Raw genomic sequence first — 24,417 nt, forward strand, 5'->3', positions numbered from 1 at the left:
TCCGTTTATGATGAGTGTACAGGCTGTGATGCGTATTCCCCGTTCAAATTTAAATCATTCCATCAATACGATAGAAGAGAGGGGACCGAGACCAGCCGTTGCGGAGCCGGGCGACGCCCGTGATATGGTGCCATTGACCGCTGATCAGAAGGCGGTGATGGGACATAATGCCGATCAATTCGCCGCAAATGCGGTAGAGGGACGTGATGACATGCCTCTCTGGCAGAAGGCATTTACGCTGGGCCCGAATGTGCGCTTTACCCGCACGCCACAGAATCTTGTCGCTGGAAAGCAGGTCGCCGGTGGTGCGCCAGGCAAGGCCGATGATGAAGCTGTGGCTTCTGTCGCTGTCGAGGTGCCTGCTATTGGCGAGGAAATGCCAGTTGTTCAGCCAGAGCCCGTCGAGCGCCGCATTGCCAAACCGGCCGTGCTGCCGCAGCCACCGGGTGCCATCGGTGCGCTTGCACTCACATATCGGCTGCGCCGCGAGCTTGCCTTGAAGGAACGTGAACAGGCAGCCGTTGCCCCCGAGGTAGAAGAGGCCGTTGTCGACACAGTTGCCGAGCAGATCGATGTTGCCTGTTTCCCAGCAGAGCGCAATGCGCCCATCGATGTGCCAGCCTTTGCGGACGTGCTTTCGGACGAAATGTTCTGGGAGATGATGAACCTCGATGTCGGCACCGCAATTCTGCCGCCCACACAGCCACTGCGGTTGGCCGAACTGGTGCGGGTGAAGGCCCAGCGCGTGGCCACTGTCGCCACGCCTGTTGCCGCAACATTTCCTGCCATTACCGTTAAGGCTCCAATGCCTGCTGTGCAGGTGGTGGCCCAGCCTCTTCCAGTCGTTGAGAAGCCAGCATTCGCACGGCTGGAGGGATCGGCGGTCTCGCTGTATCGGCAGGTCGACGTCAAACCTGCGCGCGCCGTGGAAAACACCTCTGTCGAGCCCATGCCCATCGTCGAGCCAATCGAGGAGGTAATCCCGGTCGCGGCAGTTGCCGAGCCGCAGATGGCTGAGCCCGTGCTGGTGGCAGCGCCGCGCCGCGAAATGCGAACGGCAGCCCGTAACGCCAATCAGCCGATGTTTCTGGATGCGCCGGTGTTCGGTGAAGGCGAGTATGAGTTCCCGCCCATCGATCTGCTGCAAAAGCCGCAGGTTCTCCAGACAACGACAATGACACCTGAAGCGCTGGAGCAGAGTGCCGGGCTTCTCGAAAGCGTTCTGGAAGATTTTGGTATCAAGGGCGAGATTATCGATGTCCGGCCTGGCCCGGTCGTGACCCTTTACGAGTTCGAGCCTGCGCCAGGTGTGAAGTCTTCTCGGGTTATCGGCCTGTCGGATGATATCGCCCGCTCCATGTCGGCGCTCTCTGCGCGCGTGGCTGTGGTGCCCGGCCGTAACGTGATCGGCATCGAATTGCCGAACCCGGTGCGTGAGACGGTTTATTTCCGTGAGTTGATCGAATCTCCCGACTACTCCGAAACGCGGATGAAGCTGGCACTTTGCCTTGGCAAGACCATTGGTGGCGAACCAGTTGTGGCGGAGCTTGCCAAGATGCCGCACCTGCTGGTGGCCGGTACAACCGGTTCGGGAAAGTCGGTCGCGATCAACACAATGATCCTGTCGCTGCTCTACCGGTTGAAGCCGGAGGAATGCCGCCTGATCATGGTCGATCCGAAGATGCTGGAGCTCTCCGTTTATGACGGTATTCCTCACCTTCTCACGCCCGTTGTGACCGACCCGAAGAAGGCTGTCATGGCGTTGAAATGGGCCGTGCGCGAGATGGAAGACCGCTATCGCAAGATGTCGCGTCTGGGTGTTCGCAACATCGACGGCTATAATGCTCGTGCGGCTTCGGCCCGCGCCAAGGGCGAAACCGTGATGTGCAACGTGCAGACCGGCTTTGATCGCGCCACCGGCGAAGCGGTTTACGAGCAGGAGGAGATGGACCTCACGGCCATGCCTTACATCGTCGTCATCGTCGACGAGATGGCCGACCTGATGATGGTTGCGGGCAAGGAAATCGAAGGTGCAATCCAGCGGCTCGCGCAGATGGCACGTGCGGCGGGTATCCACCTCATCATGGCAACCCAGCGCCCCTCGGTCGATGTCATCACCGGTACGATCAAGGCGAACTTCCCAACCCGTATCTCGTTCCAGGTCACGTCCAAGATCGATAGCCGGACGATCCTGGGAGAGCAGGGCGCAGAGCATCTGCTCGGGCAAGGCGATATGCTGCATATGGTCGGTGGCGGGCGCATCTCACGCGTTCACGGCCCCTTCGTATCGGACGAGGAAGTCGAAAAGGTTGTTGCGCATCTGAAGACGCAGGGGCGCCCGGAATATCTGGGCACTGTGACCGAGGATGCCGATGAAGCCGACGAGGGTGCCGAAGAAGACAGCGCCGTCTTCGACAAGTCAGCCATGGCCGAGGACGATACCGCAGACCTTTACGAAAAGGCCGTCAAGGTGGTGCTCCGCGACAAGAAGTGCTCCACGTCCTATATCCAGCGTCGCCTGTCCATCGGCTACAATCGCGCAGCCTCATTGGTTGAGCGTATGGAGCAGGAAGGCATCGTTGGGCCAGCCAATCATGTGGGCAAGCGCTCCATCATAAGCGGTGATCGTGAACTGTGCGAAGTGCCGGGCGCTGTGGATTGACGAAGGCATCAGAAGGCTTCCGCAGGCGCTGACTGCGGGAGCCTTCACTTCAGGTTGCCCGCATCAGCTTGGACAAGGGCATCCGATACGACTTCGGTGCGTGCAGATTTTCGATGGGTCCCGGGCGGCCCACGTAATAGCCTTGAACCTGATCGATCCTGAGTTCTCGCAGCAATGCCAGTTGTTCAGGCGTCTCAACCCCTTCGACAAGGATTTTGTGGCCGCGATTGCGAATGAGGCTGATAATGTCCTTGAGCATCGCCTTTCCGCGAGGTGTATGGCTATCATGGAGGAAGGACTTATCGATTTTGACGGTGTCGAAATCAATCAGTCGCAACCAGGAAAGACCAGCAAATCCGGTGCCGAAATCATCGAGCCAGATGCGGATGCCCAAGGTCTTGAGATCACTGATGCAGCGCAGGACATCGGAGTTCATATCCATCTCCAGCCCCTCGGTAATCTCGAATGCAAGCCTGCTGCCCGCGACACCTACCTCACCGAGAATGCCGGCGACCGATGTCGCAAAACCCGGGCTCTTCAGCTGCATAGGTGATACGTTGACGCTGACGACAGACATGGAATCGCAACGCAGAACCTGCTGGCATACGGCACGGATGGCCCACAGGCCAAGATCCATGATGATACCGTTGCGCTCGGCAATCGGGATGAAGATGCTGGGCGGTACCGACGTTCCATCGAGCAGATGTAGCCGCATGAGGGCTTCTACGCCGCTCAACTCACCCGATGAAAGGTTTTTGATCGGCTGATAGACCAGCGACACGAGTTTCTTCTCGATCGCGATGTTCAGCAACGCGGCGACATTTTCTGTATCGTCGCTGTTGAGGGGATCCGTCGGGTCGAAAAGTTTGACTGTGTTGCGACCGTTTGCCTTCGCGAGATAAAGAGCCCTGTCTGCCTCGTTGATCAAACGCTCCAGTTTTGGGTCTGGCTGCTTTCGCGTGTAGGAGGTGCCAACGCTGACAGTGATGACCGATGTGCCATCCCGCCGTCTTTCATGGACAAGTGCCATGTTTTCGACAGTATGGCGAAGCGTCTCTGCGATATGTTCGATGTCTTTCAGCGTCTTGAAATGGGCGAGCGCTATGAATTCCTCGCCACCATATCGACCGATCACGGCATCGAAACGGCTCAGACTGGTCTCAAGGGTTTGAGCGACCTGAACAAGGCATCGGTCGCCTTCCTGATGGCCGTAATAATCATTATACTTCTTGAAGAAATCGACATCGATCAGAAACACAGCAAAGTTTCGCTCGCTGCTCGCCCATTCATCCCAAAGATGACGCAGCCTGCTGTCAATGGACCTGCGGTTCTCCAGTCCTGTGAGGGGATCGGTGTTGGATAGGCGCAGCAGCGCTTCGCCACGCTGTTCCGCTTGCCGCTGCTGGAGATTGGCTTCAACCGCATTGAGGAACACCTGATAGCGTTCCCGGTTGAGGCGCAGGTTCACATAGGACGTGAAGACGAAGCAGGTGAGGTAGAACGTGCCGAACGTAATCTGGTAATAGATGTCTTTGTGAATATGGCTCAGCGCGACAAAATAGATCACCAGGATGACAGCTGACGCGACGAGTGACAGTGAAAAACTGAAGGTGAAGAACAGGTTCGCGCCCATCATGAAAATCGCACCGAACACCATGTAATAGGACATGTTGACGGTGTAGCTGGTCATCATTGCTGGCACGACCCAGCCGATATATCCGCAGATTAGTGCAATGGCGCAGGCGATATCCAAATGGTTGGTTTTCGCATTGGCGCGGATCTGCGTCTCCAGTGTTAACAAAGCTGCGATGCCGACCACGAAGCGCGCAAACATTGTGTGTGCTGAAACATCGGGAATGAGAAGAACATCGGTGATTGAAAAGAGGAGATAGAGCGGCACGGCTGTCCACAGCCCGTGCCTTATGGCCGTGCGCCTTTTGGCATCCGCTTCTTTGAGAAAGACTTTACGCAAATTACTCTCAGACCGTTTTTGCGTATCGTCTCCGTTCAAGTCAAGCTCAACCACATCTACCAAAGTGTGCGTCATGCACTTACCTATAGGTTGTAATAAATCTGAATGTCTGCTGTCGTGAATATTTGAAAATTTATCTATTCACTTGTCGTTTTGCATGGCTCTACGAGGCCGATCTCCTAGGCTATCGCAGTGAAACACCCGCAAAGCATGAATTCTATCCTTTTAATTTTCTTTAAGGAGCGGCAAATGCACAATCCAAATTGCATTTACCTTAATAAGAAGTTTCGCGAATATTAGCACTTTATAGGCGAATCCTTGATTGACACGAAGACTGATTACGTCTGAATTCACGTTTAGTTAACAAGACGTTAATCAGGAGAGTGCGAGTGTCCCAGCTTTTGAATAGAAATTTTGATGGTGAAAGTCTTATTACTCCAGAGGCCATGGCCAAGGAGATATTTTCTTCTGATAATGGCAATTTCCAAGAAAATTTCGAGCTTGGAAAAGCAGAGGTCGCTCTTATCCTCAATCTCGCAAGCCAGCAGATTTCGAGTGGGCAGGCGCCGCGCAAAATAATACATGAAGTAGCCGGAAGACTACATCAGCTGCGGAATAAATACGACTCCGGCGTGTGGTTAACCCTCGTCCCTATTATCCAGAGCCACTCTGTTTCCGAATATTTTCTCCAGGATCCTTTCACATATTGGTCGCATGAGAAGCCGCGGGGATATTCTGGCGATGCGCAATTGCTGGACTTCATTTACGGCCACCCCAGTGTCCAAAGCCGCATCGACGCAGCGTCTCCCATCGGCGCCGAACTCTATGCCTACACCCGCGATGCCTCGTCTTCGGTCGCCGTTAGGGAGCGGCGGGACATTCTCACAAAATATGTCGATGAACTGGCCGAAAGACACGGACCAGAGACAGAAATTTTGACCATCGCTGCCGGGCATCTGCGGGAAGCCAACCAGTCCAAGGCGCTGGCAGACGGTAAGATCAAGCGCTGGGTGGCGCTGGATCAGGACCCTCTGAGCATTGGTGCCATAACCCGGGATTTTGGTCATACATGCATTACGGCCGTCGATGGTTCCGTTCGCGGTATACTCTCTGGCCGCCAGCAGTTCGGTACGTTTGATTTCGTCTATGCCGCTGGCCTCTATGACTACCTCGTGGACAAGGTCTCCATCAAGCTGACGCGCCGTTGCCTCGATATGCTGAAGCCCGGTGGCACCTTCCTCTTTGCCAATTTTTCGCAGGATATTGGCGTTGATGGTTACATGGAAAGTTTCATGAACTGGGCATTGCTGCTGCGCACCGAGCAGGACATGTGGAACATCATCAACGCCAGCGCCGATCCATCGACCATCGAAGCGGAGGTGTTTTTCGGCGAGAACCGGAACATCGTCTATGGCGTGATCCGTAAAAAGCATTGATCATCGACAGACGGCATAGCGCGCCGCCTGCACGAGGCGGCGCTGAAATCCTGATGCAAGCGATTCCATTTGCTGCCGAAACGCTTTAAGCATTTTACGACGTAGCATGCTTTGGAGTGCATCATGGAAAACAGGCGATATTATTCAGACTTTGGCGGGCTTCCCGGCCAGACCGAACTGCTGTCAAGCAAGGCGACATTCACGACGGCCTATGCGGTCATTCCAAAGCGTGTGATGTCCGATATTGTGACGAGCGTGCTGCCCCATTGGCGTGACACACGGGCGTGGATCATTGCGCGCCCCATGACCGGCTTTTCCGAGACATTCGCTCAATATGTGATGGAAGTCATGCCCGGTGGTGGCAGCGACAGGCCGGAGCCTGATGCGCGTGCACAAGCAGCTATCTTCGTTGTCGATGGGGAATTGAGTATCGAGTATGACGGCCAGCGACATGCGCTGAGAGCGGGATCTTTTGCCTATATTCCTGCGGGGAGCGAATGGAAGATTCGAGCAGAGGGATCAGTTCCGGCCAAGTTTCATTGGGTCAGAAAGGTTTTCGATGCGGTTGAAGGCCTTGAGTTGCCTCCTGCCATTTTCACGCATGAGGATGAGCATGAGCTTTCCGCAATGCCGGAAACCGATGGGAAATGGGCGACCACGCGGTTTATCGATCCGAGCGATGGCCGCTACGACATGCACCTCAATATCGTGACATTTGAGCCGGGCGCCACCATTCCTTTCATGGAAACCCACGTGATGGAGCATGGCCTTTTCGTGCTCGAGGGCAAGGCCGTCTACAGGCTGAACAATGACTGGGTTGAGGTCGAAGCGGGTGACTTCATGTGGTTGAGGGCCTTCTGCCCACAAGCCTGCTACGCCGGTGGCCCTGGCCGGTTCCGCTACCTGCTCTACAAGGATGTGAACCGCCACGTTAAGCTTTGGTAGGTTCAGATATGCTTTGAATAAGAGACAGCGCCCCGACTATGCAGGGCGCTGTTTCGGATCAGACTAACAAGTGGTCTGTGGTCGAAGCCTGAGCGACTGTTGTCGCGGGATCATCCAGCGAATAGGCATGGATGTAATCGATTTTCATTGCCGAGCCGTTTGGCAATCCGTTCGCAGGTGTTCCGGCAATGCCGCCAACGGCAAGATTGACCAGCATATACATGGGGTCATGCATATCGGCAGGCGTATCGATTTGCGCGACAGCCACATCGTCGAAATACCAGGTTATGTGCTCTGCATCCCACAGCATTCCATATTTATGAAAACCTTCCGTGCTGGCGACGGTGACGTTGTTGATGCTGGAGGACTGTTGGCCCGAAGCGTTGGAGTGGGCAGACAGGATAAGCGAATTCGGGTTCTGCCCCCGCATCTCGATCACATCGAGCTCCGGTGGCCAGCTGCCATCTTGCGGCAACAGCCAGAAGGCGGGCCAAACGCCCTGTTCATTGGGCATGTCTGCGCGGATTTCGAAATAGCCGTAAGTCTGCGAGAACGATGGGTGGGTCGTCAGCATGCCAGACGTATAATCATATCCGGCAACAGCATCGGAAATCAGGTCTGGCGTCGGCGCGGCCTTGATGGTCAAGACGCCGTTTTGAACGGAAAATGGATTGACCGATGAGGTGGGCTGATAAGCTGGGTTGATGTACCACTGTTTTTCCGAGTTGGTGTGGAGGCTGCCACCTTCCTCGCCCGCCCACCAGAATTTCGGTTCCCACACGCCACTCTGGCCATCACTCAGCGAGAGCGCGTTAAACTCATCCGTGAATGTTGCGGTGAGCTGCGACCGGTCGAGTGTCAGCCTGAACTGGTTAGCACTCAGGTCGTCAGCCGTGGTGTTGGCAAGGACGACGCTTTCGCCATTGTCAAAATTCAGCCAGAGGTTTTCACCGTTTTGCGTGGATGCGCTGATGAGGTGATCAAAGGAGGTCACGCCATAACCATCCAGCCGGATCGTGTCATCGGCACCAAAATCTGTAATCAGGTCCGTACCGTTGCCCTTGGCGAAGACAAAAGTATCGGCACCGCCGCCGCCGGTCAGAACGTCATTGCCCGCACGGCCGTCAATCGTCTGTTTGCCGGAGCCACCCCGGATGATGTTATCCAGTGAATTTCCGAAAGCGTCGCGCCCATCACCTGTAACGATCAGGTTTTCGATATTGGTGGGAAGCGTATAGCTCATCCAGGTGTTGATCGTATCTACACCCGCATTCGCTGCTTCCGAGGCGCGATTGATGGTCGAGTAGAGATAATAGATATCGTCACCGGTGCCGCCATGCATGGTGACATTGACGCCGCTATCGCCCCACATGGAATCGTTTTTGGTGGTGCCATATAGGTTCGGGCCGGAGCCGGTTGCCGAGAAAAAGCCGGTAGAGGTGTCGCTATAATAAAGCGGCTTCCCAACAGCATTCATGATTGAGCTCGCCATCGACTGGCCTCCTGTTACACCGTGCACCGACAATGCTAATGTAACAGGGATGCGATTTTCGTTTGCGGCGAAAATGAGAATAATGGCCCGTTGAACCCTGTGAAAAGTCATGGGTGTTCAGGCCGATTAAAAAATCGTCAGAGGCATCCAGATGGCGCGATAGGGCGTCTGCGCCTCAATGCTGGAGAGACAGGTTGAGAGCCGCGATTTCGCCCCAGCTGGCCTTGATTGTGGTCTGCCCAGACAGGCGGATGAGGCCGCACAGGCTGCCTGTTGTCACCACCTGACCCTGCGTTAAACCACCGAGATGATCGATTGGACTGTTCGCATAGGCCAGGAGCGGAGCAACGGCGTCGCCCTGCGGATGTTTGGCTGGCGCATCTAGGAGAACCGCACCATCGGCTTCCAGGCGAAGAGAGGGCAGTGTTTGATCTTCGTGGAGTACACGCTCGATGAGGGATCTGTCGATTTCCGGCCCTAGGACGAAAGAGTGGTTGCCCAGCCGGTCCGCCAGAAAGAGCGGAAAGGGTGCGTTGTTTTCTTCAATCAGGCGATAGCTGACAAGTTCTGCCCCCAAATGCACAGATGCGATTTGCGCGAGAATATCGTCGCGCTCATATGCCCGTCCTTCAACAGGGGCAGGAATATCGCTTGACAGAACAAAGCAGATTTCGATCTCCACTCCCACTGCACCCTTTTTGGGAACGGTCCCAGTTCTGGAGTCGTGGACATCGATCAGAGGTGCTGCGACAGCCCGCCCGCCGCTGAAAGAGACTTTCCAGCCGCCAACTTCCTTGCCGATGGCAGCTGCCGAAATCGCCTGAGCTGCCATACCTGTTTCGATTGTCTCGGGAACGAGGCCGTTTGCTTCCAGTTTTGCAGCGCTGAGAAATGACTGCTGCTTTTCAGCCTCGGCGAGAATAGCGCCAAGTCTTATGTTCGCACCTGTCATTATTGTCATGCCACACCCTCCCGCAAAGCAACGTCAAGGTGATTTCATTGCAGTCATTCGTGATGCTTGCAAGTGGAGCGCGGACAGCGACAATCGAATTGCATTTTCTTCAACACTTATTCGATATGAATCTATAATCCCTCATCATTTTGAGGTGGCGGACCACTATAGCGCGAGCGCGGCCGTATCAATTTTTCCTCCTGAAACTGCTCCATTGCATGAGCCAACCAACCCACTGTGCGGCCTATGGCAAAGAGAGATAGGGCCGAGCCCGGGGGAAGCCCTAGCTCTCTGCGAATGGCAACCAGCGCCACATCAATGGTGGGCAGTTTGCCTGTGGTGTCGATAACGGCATCGATCAAGGATTGCCGCTTTTCGTTGTGTGGCAGCAGACACAGCAGCGCCGCTGCGCGCGGGTCTCCATCCGGATAGAGGGGGTGATCGAAGCCGGGCAACCCGTCGCCGCGCCGCAACCGTTTTTCCACCACTGCTTCGGCATCTGATGCTTGGTCAATGTCATCGAACAAAAGTTCGACAAGGCTTGTCATCCCGCCATGCAAAGGTCCGCTGAGTGCCGAGAGACCGGTGTTCAGGCACGCTCCCAGCGATGCGCCGGTTGAGGCGACGATGCGCACGGCAAAGGTGGACGAATTGAGTTCATGGTCTGCCAGAAGAACCAGCGCCTGACGGATGATATCTGCGCCAGCCGCATCCAGACCCCAGCCGTTCGCCAGGTGCGCGTGGGTTGGCTCAAGGCTCGGATGGGTGCCCGTTGCTGCGGCGCTGATGGCATGCACCAAGGCCACAGCGCTGGGCCATATTTTGCCCCGCTCCCGTTGCCAGGATGTCATGCGGCCCGCATCCACGAAGGATAGCAGCGCCTGACACCGTTCCGTCAGAGGCAAATGCTGTGTGCGCTCGACCAGCGACCTGTCCCACCCGTGGTTTTTCGATACCAAAAATGGATCGTGCTCGCCGCATCCCCATAGAAGCCGTGCCACGTCCTCGAGAGTTTTGTCCTTCGCCCATGCCACCGCATCCTGCCCGCGATAGAATAAACGGCCATCCTGTATCAGCGTGATGCCGGACGTCAGCACCGGTAAACCCCAGTCGAGCGTAGTTGCCGCGACATCGCGTGGCTTGCGGCCAACAGACTTGCTCTTCTTCAGTTTGCCGATGTCATGAACGCTGTAAAGCCGGCGACGTGGATCGTCAGGTGCCTGCGTGGTGCGAACAAGGCCACGGCTGACATAGGCGTATAAGGTTGCTCGACTGATGCCGAGGGTTTGCGATGCGGCTTGGGCATCGATGAACTGATCCTGTGCGTTCAAAATTTTCTCGACATTGATTAATTGAATCAAGATTGATCATATTGATTCAATCATCATTCTTGCAGAAGTCAATCTGTGAGGATCATCATGCAAAACCTATCGAAACCTGTATTGCCAAGCTTCGCTTCAGACCTCGTCAGTCCTGGCCTTGAAAATGTCGTCGCGGCCGAGACGGTTCTCAGCCACGTCGATGGCGTTGCGGGGCGTCTCATCATCCGCGGCCATGATCTCGACGCTCTCTCCGATCAGAGTTTTGAGGCGGTTCTTGGCTTGCTTTGGAAGGGTTTCAGCAGCGGCCCGTCCGATGAGCGCGAAATTCAAGAAGCGCTCGGGCGCGCACGTTGCCGGGTTTTTCAGCGGCTCGAAAAGCTTTTGCCCAGTACGCAGGAACTCAGTCAGGTCGAAGCGCTCAGACTGCTTCTGTCGTCATTGGCAGATACGGAGACGGACGATCATCGTGTTCTGGCGGTGGCATGTGTTCCTGTGTTTGCTGCGGCCATCATTCGTGATCGTGCTGGTCTGAAGCCCGTCGCCCCTCGTGCCGCCTTAGGCCATGCAGCAGATTTTCTGTACATGTTGCACGGTCAGGAAGGGGCGCCTGAGAAGGTCAAAGCTCTCAATGCCTATCTGGTGACGGTTGCAGATCATGGGCTGAATGCCTCCACTTTCACCGCCCGCGTGATTGCTTCGACGAAGGCTGGAATGTTTTCTTCCGTTATCGGCGCACTCTGTGCGCTCAAAGGCCCGTTGCATGGCGGCGCACCAGGACCCGTGCTTGATATGCTCGATGCAATTGACGATGAAGCCAACAGTCAGACTTGGCTTGCCAATGCGCTGGCGAATGGACAAAGGTTGATGGGCTTTGGGCACCGGATCTATCGCGTCCGAGATCCGCGTGCAGATGTATTGAAGAAGGCCGTTTCTGCGTTGCGGAAAGATGGTGGGCGCATCGCATTTGCCGAGGCCGTGGAGAAAACGGCGCTTGAGTTGCTGGCGCAGAAAAAGCCGGATCGGCCTTTGCAAACCAATGTCGAATTCTATACCGCCCTCGTGCTGGAAGCCGTTGGCTTGCCTCGGGAAAGCTTCACAAACGTCTTTGCCGCCGGACGCATGGCGGGGTGGACAGCCCACGTGCTGGAGCAAGAGACCGTGGGAAAACTGATCCGCCCACAGTCGCGCTATATCGGCCCCATGCCTGTTGCGATGTAATGTCTTGTCCGATGCAGCAGTATTGCTGCATCGGACACCAAAGTCTTAAAGCTTGAACAGCTTACGCGCATTGTCCTTGAGAATGAGTGGCCTGACCTCGTCGCGGATCTCGATTTTCTCGAAATCAGCAAGCCACCGGTCTGGTGTTATCGCTGGCCAGTCTGAGCCGAACAGCATTTTGTGCTTCAATATAGTGTTGGCATACTGCACGAGGATCGGCGGGAAATATTTTGGCGACCAGCCAGACATGTCGATATAGACATTCGGCTTGTGGGTTGCCACGGCCAGCGCTTCTTCCTGCCAGGGAAAGGAAGGGTGGGCCATGATGATCGGCATATCCGGAAAGTCCACGGCCACATCATCGAGATGAATGGGGTTTGAATATTTCAGGCGCATGCTCATCCCGCCGCGCAGGCCAGCTCCAACGCCCGTCTGACCGGTGTGGAAGAGGGCAATCGCACCTTCTTCCTGAATGGCTTCGTAAAGCGGATAGGCCATGCGATCGTTGGGATAAAAGCCTTGCATTGTCGGGTGAAATTTGAAGCCCTTGACACCGAATTCGCGGACCAGACGCCGCGCCTCACGCGCCCCGGTCTTGCCCTTCGCTGGATCGATAGAGGCGAATGGGATCATGATGTCGCTGTTTTCAGCCGCGATTTTAGCGACCTCTTCATTGTCGTAACGGCGAAAGCCCGTTTCGCGCTCTGCATCCACGGGAAAGATCACGCAGCCGATTTTGCGCTCACGGTAATAGGTCGCCGTTTCCTGAACCGTGGGCAGCATGCCCTGTGCGCCAGCCGGATTTCTGAAGTAGCGCGCCATTCCAGCTTGAAACTCGTGGTAACCGTCGTCCCGTTGGCAACCGCATGGCTCCTCGGCGTGCGTGTGCACGTCGATGGCGATCAGCTCGTCAATGTTCATCATGTCCTCCCACAGAACGAATTTAAATGCCGATAAATTTCCGCAGCAGGACAAGCAGCTGGTCCCGCTCGGCTTGCGTGAGTGCACCTGCGATACCTTCCTCGTAGGCAAAAAACCATTCGGAGGCGATATCGGCTTCCTCTTGTCCCTTCGCAGTGAGCGTCAGCTCTACTGCTCGCCGGTCCTCATCGGGAATGTTGCGGTAAAGCAGGCCCTGATCTTCCAGCGCGCGGATGAGTTTGGTCATATGGGCGCGCTTTATCATTAGGCTCTGGCCGAGAATGCTCTGCCTGATGCCCGGATTGTTGCGAATGACCCATAAAACCGAAAACTCGCCCGGTTTGAGACCATGTTCTCCCACCTCGGAAAAGAACTGCTCGTAAACTCTGAGCTGCGCCAGTCGTAACAGGAAGCCGGGGGCGGTGTTCAAGCGGCCGAAATTGACGGTTTCAGGTGTCCGGACCAGCGTTTCCATGTCTTTATCCTTGCGTGTTCTCAGCGAATTCTAGTCCTCGCCCGGCGCTTTTACCTTGGCAACGCGCTTTTCGAGGAATGCCCTTAGCCGCTCTTCTGCTTCAGGGCTTGTCGCTGTAAACGAAGAAATGAAGGATTCGACGAAAAGGCCATCTTCCTTTGCCATATCCTGAATGCGTGGCAATGCGTTAATCACGGCGTAATTGGATATTTCAGCATTGCTCGCTGCTTTCTCGGCAAGAGCAATGGCTTTTTCGACAGCTGTTCCTGCCTCAACCACATATTGAACGATGTTCCAACGTTCGCCTTCATCGGCGGAGACCACGCGGCCCGTCAGCATCATGTCGGTCATGCGGGCAACGCCGGTCAAACGTGCAACGCGCACAGAGCCGCCGCCGCCAACGAAAATACCGCGCTGTCCTTCCGGAAGCGCAAAAAAGGCGGCCTTATCAGCCACGCGCACATGGGTTGATGCTGCAAGCTCCAGCCCGCCGCCAATCACAGCGCCATGCAATGCCGAGAACCAGGGAATGGTGCCATGCTCGATGCCAGCGAAAACGGCATGCCAACGACGCGAACCGCGCACGCCTTCGATCGGCGTCTTCTTTACATGCTCGGCCAGATCCAGACCGGCACAGAAATGGTCGCCGTGGCCAAAGAGAACCGCTGCCTTCGCCTCGTTTTGCGCGCGCGCCACGGCCTGGGCAATCGATTCAACGAAGGCGTCGCTGATGGCGTTGCGTTTTTCTGGCCGGTTGAGACCCACAAGTGCGATGTTGCCGCGCAGTTCGTAAGTTACAAAATCCCGATGCTGATCATTGCTCATCTGTGAAAGCCTCCCACACAAATCTGCATTCCGTTGATTTGATTGTTTACAGATAGATTGTTTCCTTGTAAACAAATTTGACGAGTTGACAGAGCGCAACTCTATTAGACACGCGATTGACGTCTGGGAGGAGTCATGAACGAGAACGCTAGTGGACGCGTTAAATTCTGGTCACCGAAGCTCGGCTGGAGCCAGCGCGATGACGGCTCAATCAAGGTGTGGCGGCAAGACCCGCTTGGCGCTTATCCCGATAAGATGAACGCAAGGCTCGTGCATTGGGCACGCGTTGCGCCAGACCGAATCTGGATGGCGGAACGGGATGGTGATGCCTGGCGGCGTGTGACCTATCATGATGCGCTGCAAAGTGTCCGGCGGATTGGTCAGGCCCTGCTCGATATGGGACTGAGCGTCGAGCGACCACTGGTCATTCTGGCAGAAAACTCCCTTGCGCATGCGCTTTTGGCGCTGGGTGCGCAACATGTTGGCATTCCCTCAGCCGCCGTTTCGCCAAGCTATGCATCATTCTCAGGTGAGTTTGAAAAGCTGCGCGACATTGCCAATCAAGTCACGCCCGGCCTTGTCTTTGTTGAAGACGGCAGCCGCTTTATGGATGCGGTCGATTATTCTTTCGGGGCAAATAGTCCCGTCGTCGTGCTGCGCAATCCTCCAGCTGGTCGCGGCAACACGCATCTGTTTTCAGACTTGCTGCAAACATCTGCTACCGTCTCTGTCGATGAGGCCTTTGGCCGGACGGGGCCCGATACGATTGCAAAATTCCTGTTCACGTCAGGCACGACAGGGTCTCCAAAGGCTGTCATCCAGACCCAGCGCATGCTCTGTGCCAATCAGGAAATGATTGCGGATTGCTACGCATTTCTGCGCGATGAGCCGCCCGTTATCGTGAACTGGAGCCCTTGGAACCACACGGCTGGCGGCAACAAGCTTTTCAACAATGCCATTTACAATGGTGGCACCTATCATGTTGACCACGGTAAGCCGTCTCCTCAGATGATCGGCAAAACCATTGCCAACCTTCGTGAGGTCTCGCCGACCTGGTATTTCAACGTGCCTGCGGGTTATGAGATGCTCGTGCAGGCCATGCGTGATGACGCGATCTTGCGCCAGAGCTTCTTCAAGGATTTGAAGCTGATGATGTATGCGGGTGCTGGAATGGCACAGCATACGTGGGATGCCCTGAATGTGATGGCCGAGCAGACCATCGGCTCTCGCGTTCCACTAGGCACCGGGCTCGGGGCAACAGAAACGGGTCCATTTGCGCTATATTGCACTGATCCCCAGGACGAGCCGGGCAATATCGGCATTCCCGCCCAGGGCATGGAAATGAAGCTCGTACCTTACGAGGATAAATATGAGTTGCGCCTCAAAGGGCCGAACATCACGCCCGGCTATTGGCGCAGCCGTGAATTAACGGCGAAGGCCTTTGATGAGGAGGGCTTCTACCAGATCGGTGATGCCGTTCGCTTTGCCGATCCCGCAGATCCGACGAAAGGCTTCATCTTTGATGGCCGCACTGCGGAGAATTTCAAGCTTCAGACAGGCACGTGGGTTTCCGTCGGCAAGTTGCGGGCGAAACTGGTGGACGATTTCGGCGGATTGATACGCGATGCCGTCATCACCGGCGAAAACCGCGCGGAGTTGGGCGCGCTGGTCGTTGCCTCATTACCTTCAATGCGTGAGATCATCGGGGCAGAGGCCAGCACCATGACGGATGAGGAAATTTTTGCGCATCCTGATGTCAGGCACGCGCTCGCGACACGTTTGAAGAGCCATCAAATGCGCGCCACCGGCTCTGCCACACGGGTCGCGCGTCTGCTCATCATCCGGGAAGCGCCTCGTATCGACAAGGGTGAGATCACGGACAAGGGTTCGCTGAACCAGCGCGCCATGCTGTCTCACCGCAAGGATCTGGTGGAAACCCTTTATCTCGGATCGTCCGACGTCATTCTGGCCGAAAAGGAAATCACGGCATGAAAATCGAAGGCTCAAGTGCTGTCGTCACGGGTGGCGGGTCTGGTCTTGGTGAAGCCGTTGCGCGCCTTCTGGCCTCCAAAGGCGCAATCGTGCATGTGTTCGACCGCAACGCTGACGCTGCCGTCAAGGTGGCAAGTGAGATTGGCGGCTCAGCGGTTGCTGGCGATGTGACGCGTGAGGAAGACGCAGAAAAGGTCCTGGCGCAGGCGGCTCAGGCCGGCGACGGCTTGCGAATTCTGGTGAACTGCGCGGGCATCGGGCCTGCCGCACGCATTCTGGGGCGTGAGGGGCCAATGCCGCTTGAGGCATTCCAAAGCGTCATCAGCGTCAACCTTGTCGGCACGTTCAATATGATGCGCCTCGCTTCGGCCCATATGGCGAAAGCTGAGGAGCGGGAGGACAAGGCGCGTGGTGTCATCGTCAACACAGCCTCGGTCGCCGCTTTTGAAGGTCAGATAGGGCAGGTGGCCTATGCCGCCTCGAAAGGCGGAATTGTATCGATGGCCCTTCCCGCCGCCCGCGAACTCGCCCGTTTTGGCATTCGCGTCAACACGGTGGCTCCCGGGCTTTTCCTCACGCCCTTGCTTCACGGCTTGCCGCAGGAAGCACAGGATAGTCTGGCCGCTGCCATACCCTATCCGGCACGGTTGGGGGATCCAGCCGAATTTGCCGACACGGTGCGTTACCTGATCGAAAACCAATATGTGAATGGCGAGGTCATCCGTCTGGATGGTGCCATTCGCATGCAGCCGAGGTAGCGGCGCCATGACGGGTTTTGAACAGCAAGTCGAAAAAACGCTTGATCTGCTGGCCAAAACACCCAGCTGGCAAGATGTAGGCGCACGCTTTCCCGAACTGGATGACAGCACGGTGCGCGCTGTTGTCTCTGAGGCAGCGGCTTTTGCCGAGACGGTGCTGGCACCCCTCAACAGCATAGGCGATCGCGAAGGATGCCGGTTGCTAGATGGCAGGGTGAAAACCCCGCCGGGCTTTGCCGATGCGTATCGCCGTTTCTGTGAAGCCGGATGGCTTGGCATGGATTTGCCTGAAGATGTTGGCGGTCAAGGTCTGCCGCAAACATTGCAGGCGGCCTGTGCGCCGCTGTTCGAGCGCGCCTGTGTTTCCCTGATGATGCTGGCAGGCTCATCGCGTGGCGCAGCATTTCTGCTTGCGCGAGCGGCAGATGAACACACGAAAGCCGAGTGGATCGGCAAATTGCTGTCCGGCGAGTGGTCGGCAACCATCTGCATTTCGGAGCCGGATGCTGGTTCCGATGTCGGACGGGTGCGCACACGCGGCACGCTCAGCCACGGCCAGTGGCAGGTGATAGGCACCAAGTGCTGGATATCCTTCGGTGATCACGACATCACATCAAGGATCGGCCATTGTCTTCTGGCACGAACCAACGACCAGCCGGGAACAAAAGGTCTGAGCCTTTTTCTGGTGCCGGATCGTTTCGATAGTGCGCGCAATAAAATTACGGTTGAGCGGATAGAAGAAAAGATGGGGCTTCACGGCTCCCCCACCTGCACCCTGCGTTTCGATTCAGCCAACGCCATTCTGCTGGGTCAGGAAGGCAATGGGCTGCCGCAGCTTTTTACCATGATAGAGCGGATGCGGCTGACGACAGGGTGCCAAGGCTTAGGTATTGCATCTGCCTCATCTGACATAGCCCATGCCTATGCGCTGGAACGGCGCCAAGGCGGTGCGCCCAATGAGAAGCCTGTTGCGATTGCCACCCATCCCGATGTGAAGCGGCAACTCTTTATTATCAACCGCCAGACCGAGACATTGCGCGCCGCCGTTCTTGAACTGGCAGCGGCGATGGATCTGGCAGAACATTCCGACAGTGCGGAACGGCGTGCCTTCTTTGCCGATTTCGCCGCATGGTTTCTGCCTCTGGTCAAAAACTTTGGAGCAGAGATCGGGTTCGATTGTGCCAGCCGGTCCATTCAGGTCCTGGGTGGGGCGGGCTACACGCGAGAGTGGCCGGTAGAACAATATCTGCGCGATAGCCGGATCATGTCCATTTATGAGGGCACAACCGGCATGCAGGCGTTGGATTTCCTGACGCGCAGGCTATGGCGCGATGAAGGGCGTGGTTTCGCAGCGTTCAAAACACTGGTCGAGCGGGACGTTGCCAATACGCCGCGGCACGATGCAATCCCTGCGGCAACCAATGCGCTGGCACGACTTCTGGCCATGACAGAAAACATGGAGCGCCTGTCTGGCGAGCCGGAAGCTGCATTCTACCATGCAGATCAATATATGCGCACGGCGTGGGATGCCGTAGCTGCATGGCTTTCCCTGCGCTTGCCGCTTGAGGAAAACCACCACGAAATCAGCCGATATGAGAGCGCGATCGGCGTCTCTCCATCATTCACATCGCATGTTAACGGGAGAACGACATGAGACATTCTATGACTGGCCGTGCATTGATCAGGTTGGGAGCCCTGGCAAGCGTCGCACTGACGCTATCGTCGCTACCAGCGCTCGCTGACATCACCATCGGCGTGACCATTCCAACAACAGGCCCGGGTGCTGCGCTTGGAATTCCGCTTAAGAATTCTGTCGAGCTTTGGCCTTCTGAAATCGGTGGCGAAAAGCTGAAGGTGATCATGCTCGATGATGCGGGTGACCCATCGCTTGCCACCACGAATGCGCGACGTTTCGCCAATGACGATAAGGCTGATGTCATCATCGGTTCCGCACTGGTGCCGGGGGCTATTGCCGTTGCGGGCGTTGCCAAGGAAGCTGGCGTGCCGCACCTGGCTCCTTCGCCATTGCCGCCGCCGGTAGCGCAAGGCTACAGCTTCGTGTTGCCACAAAGTGCTGAACTCGTGTCCCGCCATCTGTTTGCGAAAATGAAGGCTGACGGTGTGAAGACGCTCGGCTACATCGGCTTCTCGGATTCCTACGGCAACCAGTGGGTTGATCAATTCAAGAAGCTTGGCGGCGAATACGGGCTCACCATGGTTTCGGATGAACGCTATGCCCGACCGGATACGTCTGTGGCGGGCCAGGTTCTGAAGGTGGTCGCGTCACGTCCGGATGCCGTTCTGATTGGCGCCTCGGGCACCGGTGCAGCACTTCCACAGCTTGGGTTGCGTGAGCGCGGCTTTACGGGACCGATCTATCAGACGATCGGTGCTGTCACCTTCGACTTCCTGCGCATTGCGGGCAAAAGCGTTGAAAACACGGTGTTTGCGTCCGGCCCCGTCATGGTTGCGGAAGATCAGCCTGCCACCTCTGAAACGAAAGCCGAAGGTTTGGCCTATGTAACGGCCTATGAAACCAAATATGGTGCCGGTACGCGCACGCAGTTTGGTTCTCATATGCAGGATGCTCTGATCATTCTGAAAAAGGCTGTGCCTGTGGCGCTTGCCAAGGCCAAGCCGGGCACCAAGGAATTTCGCGATGCCTTGCGTGCTGCCATTGAGGCCGGTGGGCCGTTTCCAGCAACGCATGGTGTTTTCCAGTTCTCAGCAACGGATCACTATGGGCTTGATGACCGTGGCATCGTGTTGCTGACCGCAAAGGACGGTAAATTCAACCTCCTCAAATAGCGCGCTCAACCGGTGGAGCTGCGTCGTAAAAACGCTGCGCAGCTTCATGACGCTTTGCAGTCAAAAAAATCATAATCAAGACATTGGGGAACTGACGTGGACGCAACAATTGCGACGTTTCTGATCCAGGACGGCGTGACCAATGGTGCAATTTACGCACTTTTAGGGTTGGCGCTGGTTCTTGTGTTTGCGGTAACCCGCATCATCTTCATACCGCAGGGCGAATTTGTTGCCTATGGCGCGCTGTCGCTTGCCCTGCTTGATAGTGGAAAGATACCTGGAACGGCACCGATGCTGATCGCATTCGGCGCTGGGGCGATGGTGCTGGATCTCTGGGACATGCGACGGGGTTTTGCCCTTCCGTCTCTCCTGCGTGCGCTGCTGATCAACATTGTCCTGCCGATGGCCATCTACGCCTTGGTTGCGCTTGTTGCACCGCTTCAGCTTCCTGCGCTTTTGCGCGCAGCAATGGCGATCATCATCATCGCTCCGATGGGATACTACATCTATCGCATCGTCTACCGTCCGCTGGTGGATGCGTCGGTGCTGATGCTGCTGATTGCCTCCATCGGCGTCCATTTGTTCATGATGGGGCTGGGGTTGATCTTTTTCGGTCCTGAAGGCTTGCGCGCAAAGCCACTGGCGGATGGCAGTTTTCTGGTCGGCCCGGTGGTTGTTACAACGCAAAGCCTCTGGATCTACGGCACCACGATCCTCATTATGGTCGGGCTGTACCTGTTCTTTGAAAAGACGCTTTTGGGCAAAGCGTTGCGCGCAACGGCCATCAATCGGCTGGGTGCAAGGCTTGTTGGTGTCCGCACACAGTTGACGGGCGTAACGGCGCTCATTCTCGCTGCCATTATCGGCGCGATTTCTGGCGTTCTGATCGCACCCGTTACAACAATCTACTACGATACGGGCTTCCTGATAGGCCTCAAAGGGTTCGTCGCCGCCATTCTGGGTGGTCTCGGTAATTTTCCGTTGACGGCCATTGCGGCCATCGGCGTCGGCCTTGTGGAAGCCTTTTCTTCGTTTTTTGCCAGCGCGTACAAGGAAGTCATCGTCTTCGGGCTCATCATACCCGTGCTGGTATGGCTGTCCTTCGGTGCCGGCCACCATGAGGAGGATTGATGATGATGCGTAGCGCGAAAACACACATTCTTCCTCTCTCGGGCCTGCTTGTGCTTGCCATCTTTCCGCTGTTGCCAGTTCCGCCGTTCTGGCTGACGCTGATGAACAATATCGGACTTGCCTCTCTGGTCGCCATCGGTCTCGTGCTGCTGACGGGCGTTGGCGGACTGACATCGTTCGGCCAGGCTGCCTTCTGCGGCTTCGGAGCCTATACCACGGCTGTTCTGACCACAGCCTATGGCGTTTCTCCATGGCTGACATTGCCGCTCTCTCTGCTAATAGGCGCCCTGACGGCATTTTTACTGGGCTTCATCACGGTGCGGCTGTCAGGCCATTTTCTGCCGCTCGGAACCATCGCCTGGGGTCTGGCGCTCTATTATCTCTTCGGAAAAATCGAATTCCTGGGGAGTTATGACGGGATTACCTCCATCCCACCGCTATCTGTGGCTGGCTATTCCTTCATCAGCAGCCAATCGATCTTCTACATCATCTGGAGCTTCGTCATCCTCGTGTCGATCGGGGCGGTCAATCTGCTGGACTCCCGCATCGGCCGCGCCATTCGCGCCCTGCGCGGCGGTGCGCAGGCGGCAGAAGCATTTGGTGTTAACATCGTGCGCGCCAAGCTCACGGTCTTCGTCCTGGCGGGTGTTCTCGCGGCACTGTCCGGCTGGCTCTATGCGCATATGCAGCGGTCGGTCAATCCAACGCCGTTTGGCCTGAACATGGGTATCGAATATCTGCTGATGGCCGTGGTTGGCGGTGCCGGGCATGTTTGGGGTGCAGTGTTCGGCTCAGCCGTCATTCTTGTGCTGAAAGAGGTTCTCCAGCGGTTCCTGCCGGGGCTTGTCGGAACGGCGACGAACGTTGAAATGGTGGTGTTCGGCTTGCTGCTCGTGGCAATCCTGCAAGCTGCGCGCGACGGGCTCTGGCCACTGGCCACAAAGTGGGCCGGTTTGCGCAAGCCGGAGCGCAAGCTTGCGAAAAATCATGGTGATCTTGACCGTCGCCCAATGCCAGAACGCGGTGCGCCGCTTTTGACGGTCGAAAATGCGCGCAAGCAGTTTGGTGGACTGGTTGCCGTCAATGACGTCAGCTTCAGGATCAATGCCGGGGAAATCGTCGGATTGATCGGTCCAAACGGTGCTGGAAAAAGCACGACGTTCAACCTGATAACCGGGATCCTTGGTTTGACAGCGGGCAAGGTAACTTATCGGGGGCAGCCGATTTCAGGCCTTAATCCGCGTAAGATCGCCCGGTACGGCATCGCCCGCACCTTTCAGCATGCCAAAGTTCTACCAGACATGTCCGTGCTGGAAAATGTGGCGTTGGGCGCACATCTGCGAGGCTCGGCGGGTGTCTTGCGCAGTTTCATCAGGGCGGAGCGGGGAGAAGAAGCGACCTTGTTGGCGGAGGCTGCAAGGCAGGTGGAGCGCGTTGGTCTTGCAGCATTGATGCACAGGCCAGCGGGAGATCTTGCGCTTGGGCAGATACGCATTCTGGAAATTGCACGCGCTCTTGCGGCTGACCCGTCACTCTTGTTGCTGGATGAACCAGCTGCGGGGCTGCGGCATGCGGAAAAGCAGGAGCTTGCCGCTCTTTTGAAGAAACTGCGCGAGGAGGGCGTCAGCGTGTTGCTTGTCGAGCATGATATGGGCTTCGTCATGGGACTGGTGGACCAGCTTGTGGTCCTGGATTTTGGCACGTTGATTGCTGATGGAAAGCCGCAAGAGGTGCGCAACCATTCGGCCGTCATCGCCGCCTATCTGGGAGGTGCCGTATGACACATCTTCTCGAGATAAAGGACCTCAATGTGTCCTATGGTCACGCTCAAGTGGTGCATGGCCTGTCACTGACCATGAAGGCAGGCAGTATTGTCACCGTCATCGGTGCCAATGGTGCGGGCAAGACGACGCTTCTCAATGCTGCGATGGGGATCATTCCCAGCAGCGGGACTGTTCACTATGACGGGAAACCTGTGCCAGCATCCGTTGAGGCAAGGGTAGCCGCCGGGTTCTGTCTCGTTCCAGAGCGACGTGAGTTGTTTTCCACCATGACAGTGGAAGACAATATCGAACTTGGTGGATTTCTTCGATCCCGCCAGGAGCGTGCCGAAACCAGCGCGCAACTCTATGAGCGGTTTCCGAGACTTGGAGAGCGCCGAAAGCAGTTGGCGGGAACGCTATCGGGAGGTGAAAGGCAAATGCTGGCGCTGGCGCGGGCATTGATGAGCAGGCCGCGATTGCTGCTGCTGGATGAGCCAAGCCTGGGTCTTGCACCGCGCATCGTCGCCGATATTTTGCGCATCGTGTCTGAATTGCGTGATACCGGGGTTTCCGTTTTGCTCGTGGAGCAAAATGCTCGCGCTGCTCTGGAAATCGCGGATTTCGGATATCTTATGGAACTGGGCGAGGTGAAGCTCTCAGGACCAGCTGCAGAACTTTCCAGCAATCCGGCGTTGATGGAAAGCTATTTGGGCACAGCACCAGCCTGATTATCGGATGGACTAGGAATGCAGTCAGGCGCTGGCTGCATTCCTTTGGTCACTGATGTTCCGGGCCATCCAGTCCGCACCGGCGGCGATGCCACCGAGCGGAAAGACATGCAATTGCTCGATCAGCGTATTCGGATTTCGCATTTTATAGTCAGTGAGCGCGGACACAAATTCCGTTGGCTCATAAGGCACGAACAGGCGGCTGATATCCATTGCCCGCTTTTGTAGGACCTTAAGCGAAGGACCTACCCCGCAGGATATCGCAAATTTGATCAAGGTTTGAAGCTTGGTGGGTCCGGCTATTCCCACATGGATGGGAAGGGTGATGCCAGACTTCTGGATACGCTCAGCCCAATCCGTCACGATCTTAGGATCGAAGCCGAACTGGGTGACGATTGCCATCCGGGCGTCGGTCTGGCGAGAAAAGTCATTCTTCCATGATAATGCGGCATCGACCTCTGTTGTTGAGCCATCCCTGTCAATCTGCTTGCTGCCCTCAGGGTGACCAGCAACATGCAGGCGCTTAAAGCCATATTGGTCGAACAGTCCAGTTGCCAGAAGGTCCATTGAACTGCTCAACGTACCTGCAGGCCGCGCATCGCCGCCACCCAGAAGCAGCGCTTCTGTCACACCCGCCTCAAGGGAATAGCGCTTCAGCCACAGTTCGAGCGTCTTTGCGTCGGGAATGGAACGCGCCGGGAAATGCGGCATGGCTGTAAAGTCTTCCGCCGTGATACGGGCTGCGGTTTTCACCATGTCGTCTATCGATGTGCCAGCGATGTGCGCAATGTAGACGCGCGTGCCTGCCGGAAGAATGGTCTTGAAATTGTCGATCTTGGCCGCGGTTCGAGGCATCACCTCAATCGACCGCGCAAGCAAATGGTCAGCGGCGTCGGGCAGGCCTTGATGCAATTCATTCTCTGGATTTTTTTCAACGTTCAGCAAGGCGTTCATCTCCCCGGCGGCACCTAAATGTATACATCAACGGTCAGTCTCACAAGAGAGGATTGAGTGCGT

19 protein-coding genes are annotated in these 24,417 nt (G+C 56.3%); 11 read left to right on the forward strand and 8 right to left on the reverse strand.

Features of this window, described 5'->3' with window-relative positions; translation table 11 throughout:
* The first annotated feature begins 157 nt into the window (after window positions 1–157).
* Entirely contained in the window at window positions 158–2,662 is a 2,505-nt protein-coding gene (locus RQI55_RS12540) for a DNA translocase FtsK (RefSeq protein ID WP_311272692.1), read from the forward strand.
* Window positions 2,663–2,711: 49 nt separating this feature from the next.
* Here the strand turns inward: RQI55_RS12540 and RQI55_RS12545 are convergent, their stop codons facing one another.
* On the reverse strand, window positions 2,712–4,709 hold the full coding sequence (locus tag RQI55_RS12545; RefSeq protein ID WP_311272693.1) for a GGDEF domain-containing protein: 1,998 nt from the start codon (window positions 4,707–4,709) through the stop codon (window positions 2,712–2,714).
* 371 nt (window positions 4,710–5,080) lie between these two features.
* Here RQI55_RS12545 and RQI55_RS12550 point away from each other — a divergent pair, with 371 nt between their 5' ends.
* Entirely contained in the window at window positions 5,081–6,070 is a 990-nt protein-coding gene (locus RQI55_RS12550; protein ID WP_311272901.1) for a class I SAM-dependent methyltransferase, read from the forward strand.
* 123 nt (window positions 6,071–6,193) lie between these two features.
* Complete coding sequence (locus RQI55_RS12555) at window positions 6,194–7,015, forward strand: bifunctional allantoicase/(S)-ureidoglycine aminohydrolase (RefSeq protein ID WP_243257428.1); 822 nt, start codon at window positions 6,194–6,196, stop codon at window positions 7,013–7,015.
* 58 nt (window positions 7,016–7,073) lie between these two features.
* On the opposite strand, the gene RQI55_RS12560 is transcribed toward RQI55_RS12555, so the two are convergent.
* The 3 genes from RQI55_RS12560 to RQI55_RS12570 all read right to left on the reverse strand — a co-directional run bounded on the left by RQI55_RS12560 (window position 7,074) and on the right by RQI55_RS12570 (window position 10,790).
* A complete protein-coding gene (locus tag RQI55_RS12560; protein ID WP_311272695.1) occupies window positions 7,074–8,507 on the reverse strand; it encodes a family 16 glycosylhydrolase in 1,434 nt (477 codons plus the stop codon).
* Between the two features lie 175 nt (window positions 8,508–8,682).
* The gene (locus tag RQI55_RS12565) at window positions 8,683–9,468 is read right to left on the reverse strand and encodes a 2-keto-4-pentenoate hydratase (RefSeq protein WP_311272696.1); all 786 of its coding nucleotides are present in this window, start codon (window positions 9,466–9,468) and stop codon (window positions 8,683–8,685) included.
* A 122-nt stretch (window positions 9,469–9,590) separates the two neighbouring features.
* Complete coding sequence (locus RQI55_RS12570) at window positions 9,591–10,790, reverse strand: citrate/2-methylcitrate synthase (RefSeq protein WP_311272697.1); 1,200 nt, start codon at window positions 10,788–10,790, stop codon at window positions 9,591–9,593.
* A gap of 87 nt (window positions 10,791–10,877) precedes the next feature.
* Between RQI55_RS12570 and RQI55_RS12575 the strand changes: the two genes are divergently transcribed.
* A complete protein-coding gene (locus RQI55_RS12575) occupies window positions 10,878–11,999 on the forward strand; it encodes a citrate synthase/methylcitrate synthase (protein WP_311272698.1) in 1,122 nt (373 codons plus the stop codon).
* Window positions 12,000–12,044: 45 nt separating this feature from the next.
* Here RQI55_RS12575 and RQI55_RS12580 read toward each other — a convergent pair whose 3' ends face one another.
* Genes RQI55_RS12580 through RQI55_RS12590 form a run of 3 tightly spaced genes read right to left on the reverse strand, consistent with a single transcriptional unit; the run spans window position 12,045 to window position 14,220 of the window.
* Entirely contained in the window at window positions 12,045–12,920 is an 876-nt protein-coding gene (locus RQI55_RS12580) for an amidohydrolase family protein (RefSeq protein ID WP_082249808.1), read from the reverse strand.
* A gap of 22 nt (window positions 12,921–12,942) precedes the next feature.
* Window positions 12,943–13,395, reverse strand: coding sequence for a MarR family transcriptional regulator (locus RQI55_RS12585; RefSeq protein ID WP_243257420.1), 453 nt, complete (start codon window positions 13,393–13,395; stop codon window positions 12,943–12,945).
* A 30-nt stretch (window positions 13,396–13,425) separates the two neighbouring features.
* Window positions 13,426–14,220, reverse strand: coding sequence for a crotonase/enoyl-CoA hydratase family protein (locus tag RQI55_RS12590; RefSeq protein ID WP_311272699.1), 795 nt, complete (start codon window positions 14,218–14,220; stop codon window positions 13,426–13,428).
* Between the two features lie 135 nt (window positions 14,221–14,355).
* Here RQI55_RS12590 and RQI55_RS12595 point away from each other — a divergent pair, with 135 nt between their 5' ends.
* The 7 genes from RQI55_RS12595 (at window position 14,356) to RQI55_RS12625 (ending at window position 23,400) form a co-directional block, all read left to right on the forward strand.
* Window positions 14,356–16,212 (forward strand): feruloyl-CoA synthase, encoded by a 1,857-nt coding sequence (locus RQI55_RS12595; RefSeq protein ID WP_311272700.1) that lies wholly within the window; start codon window positions 14,356–14,358, stop codon window positions 16,210–16,212.
* Entirely contained in the window at window positions 16,209–16,970 is a 762-nt protein-coding gene (locus tag RQI55_RS12600) for an SDR family NAD(P)-dependent oxidoreductase (protein ID WP_311272701.1), read from the forward strand. Before RQI55_RS12595 ends, RQI55_RS12600 begins: the two co-directional genes overlap by 4 nt.
* Before the next feature lie 7 nt (window positions 16,971–16,977).
* A complete protein-coding gene (locus RQI55_RS12605; RefSeq protein WP_311272702.1) occupies window positions 16,978–18,624 on the forward strand; it encodes an acyl-CoA dehydrogenase family protein in 1,647 nt (548 codons plus the stop codon).
* On the forward strand, window positions 18,621–19,778 hold the full coding sequence (locus RQI55_RS12610; protein ID WP_311272703.1) for an ABC transporter substrate-binding protein: 1,158 nt from the start codon (window positions 18,621–18,623) through the stop codon (window positions 19,776–19,778). Before RQI55_RS12605 ends, RQI55_RS12610 begins: the two co-directional genes overlap by 4 nt.
* A 96-nt stretch (window positions 19,779–19,874) precedes the next feature.
* Window positions 19,875–20,909, forward strand: coding sequence for a branched-chain amino acid ABC transporter permease (locus RQI55_RS12615; protein WP_311272704.1), 1,035 nt, complete (start codon window positions 19,875–19,877; stop codon window positions 20,907–20,909).
* A gap of 5 nt (window positions 20,910–20,914) precedes the next feature.
* On the forward strand, window positions 20,915–22,690 hold the full coding sequence (locus tag RQI55_RS12620) for a branched-chain amino acid ABC transporter ATP-binding protein/permease (protein ID WP_311272902.1): 1,776 nt from the start codon (window positions 20,915–20,917) through the stop codon (window positions 22,688–22,690).
* Window positions 22,687–23,400 carry an ABC transporter ATP-binding protein gene (locus RQI55_RS12625; protein ID WP_311272705.1) on the forward strand — a complete coding sequence of 238 codons (714 nt, stop codon included), beginning with the start codon at window positions 22,687–22,689 and terminating at the stop codon, window positions 23,398–23,400. The genes RQI55_RS12620 and RQI55_RS12625 overlap by 4 nt, the downstream gene beginning before the upstream one ends.
* A 24-nt stretch (window positions 23,401–23,424) precedes the next feature.
* On the opposite strand, the gene RQI55_RS12630 is transcribed toward RQI55_RS12625, so the two are convergent.
* On the reverse strand, window positions 23,425–24,354 hold the full coding sequence (locus RQI55_RS12630; protein ID WP_409233724.1) for a methylenetetrahydrofolate reductase: 930 nt from the start codon (window positions 24,352–24,354) through the stop codon (window positions 23,425–23,427).
* Window positions 24,355–24,417 lie beyond the last annotated feature (63 nt).

The organism is Rhizobium sp. WCS2018Hpa-16 (genome assembly GCF_031843705.1).
Classification (GTDB): domain Bacteria; phylum Pseudomonadota; class Alphaproteobacteria; order Rhizobiales; family Rhizobiaceae; genus Agrobacterium; species Agrobacterium tumefaciens_C.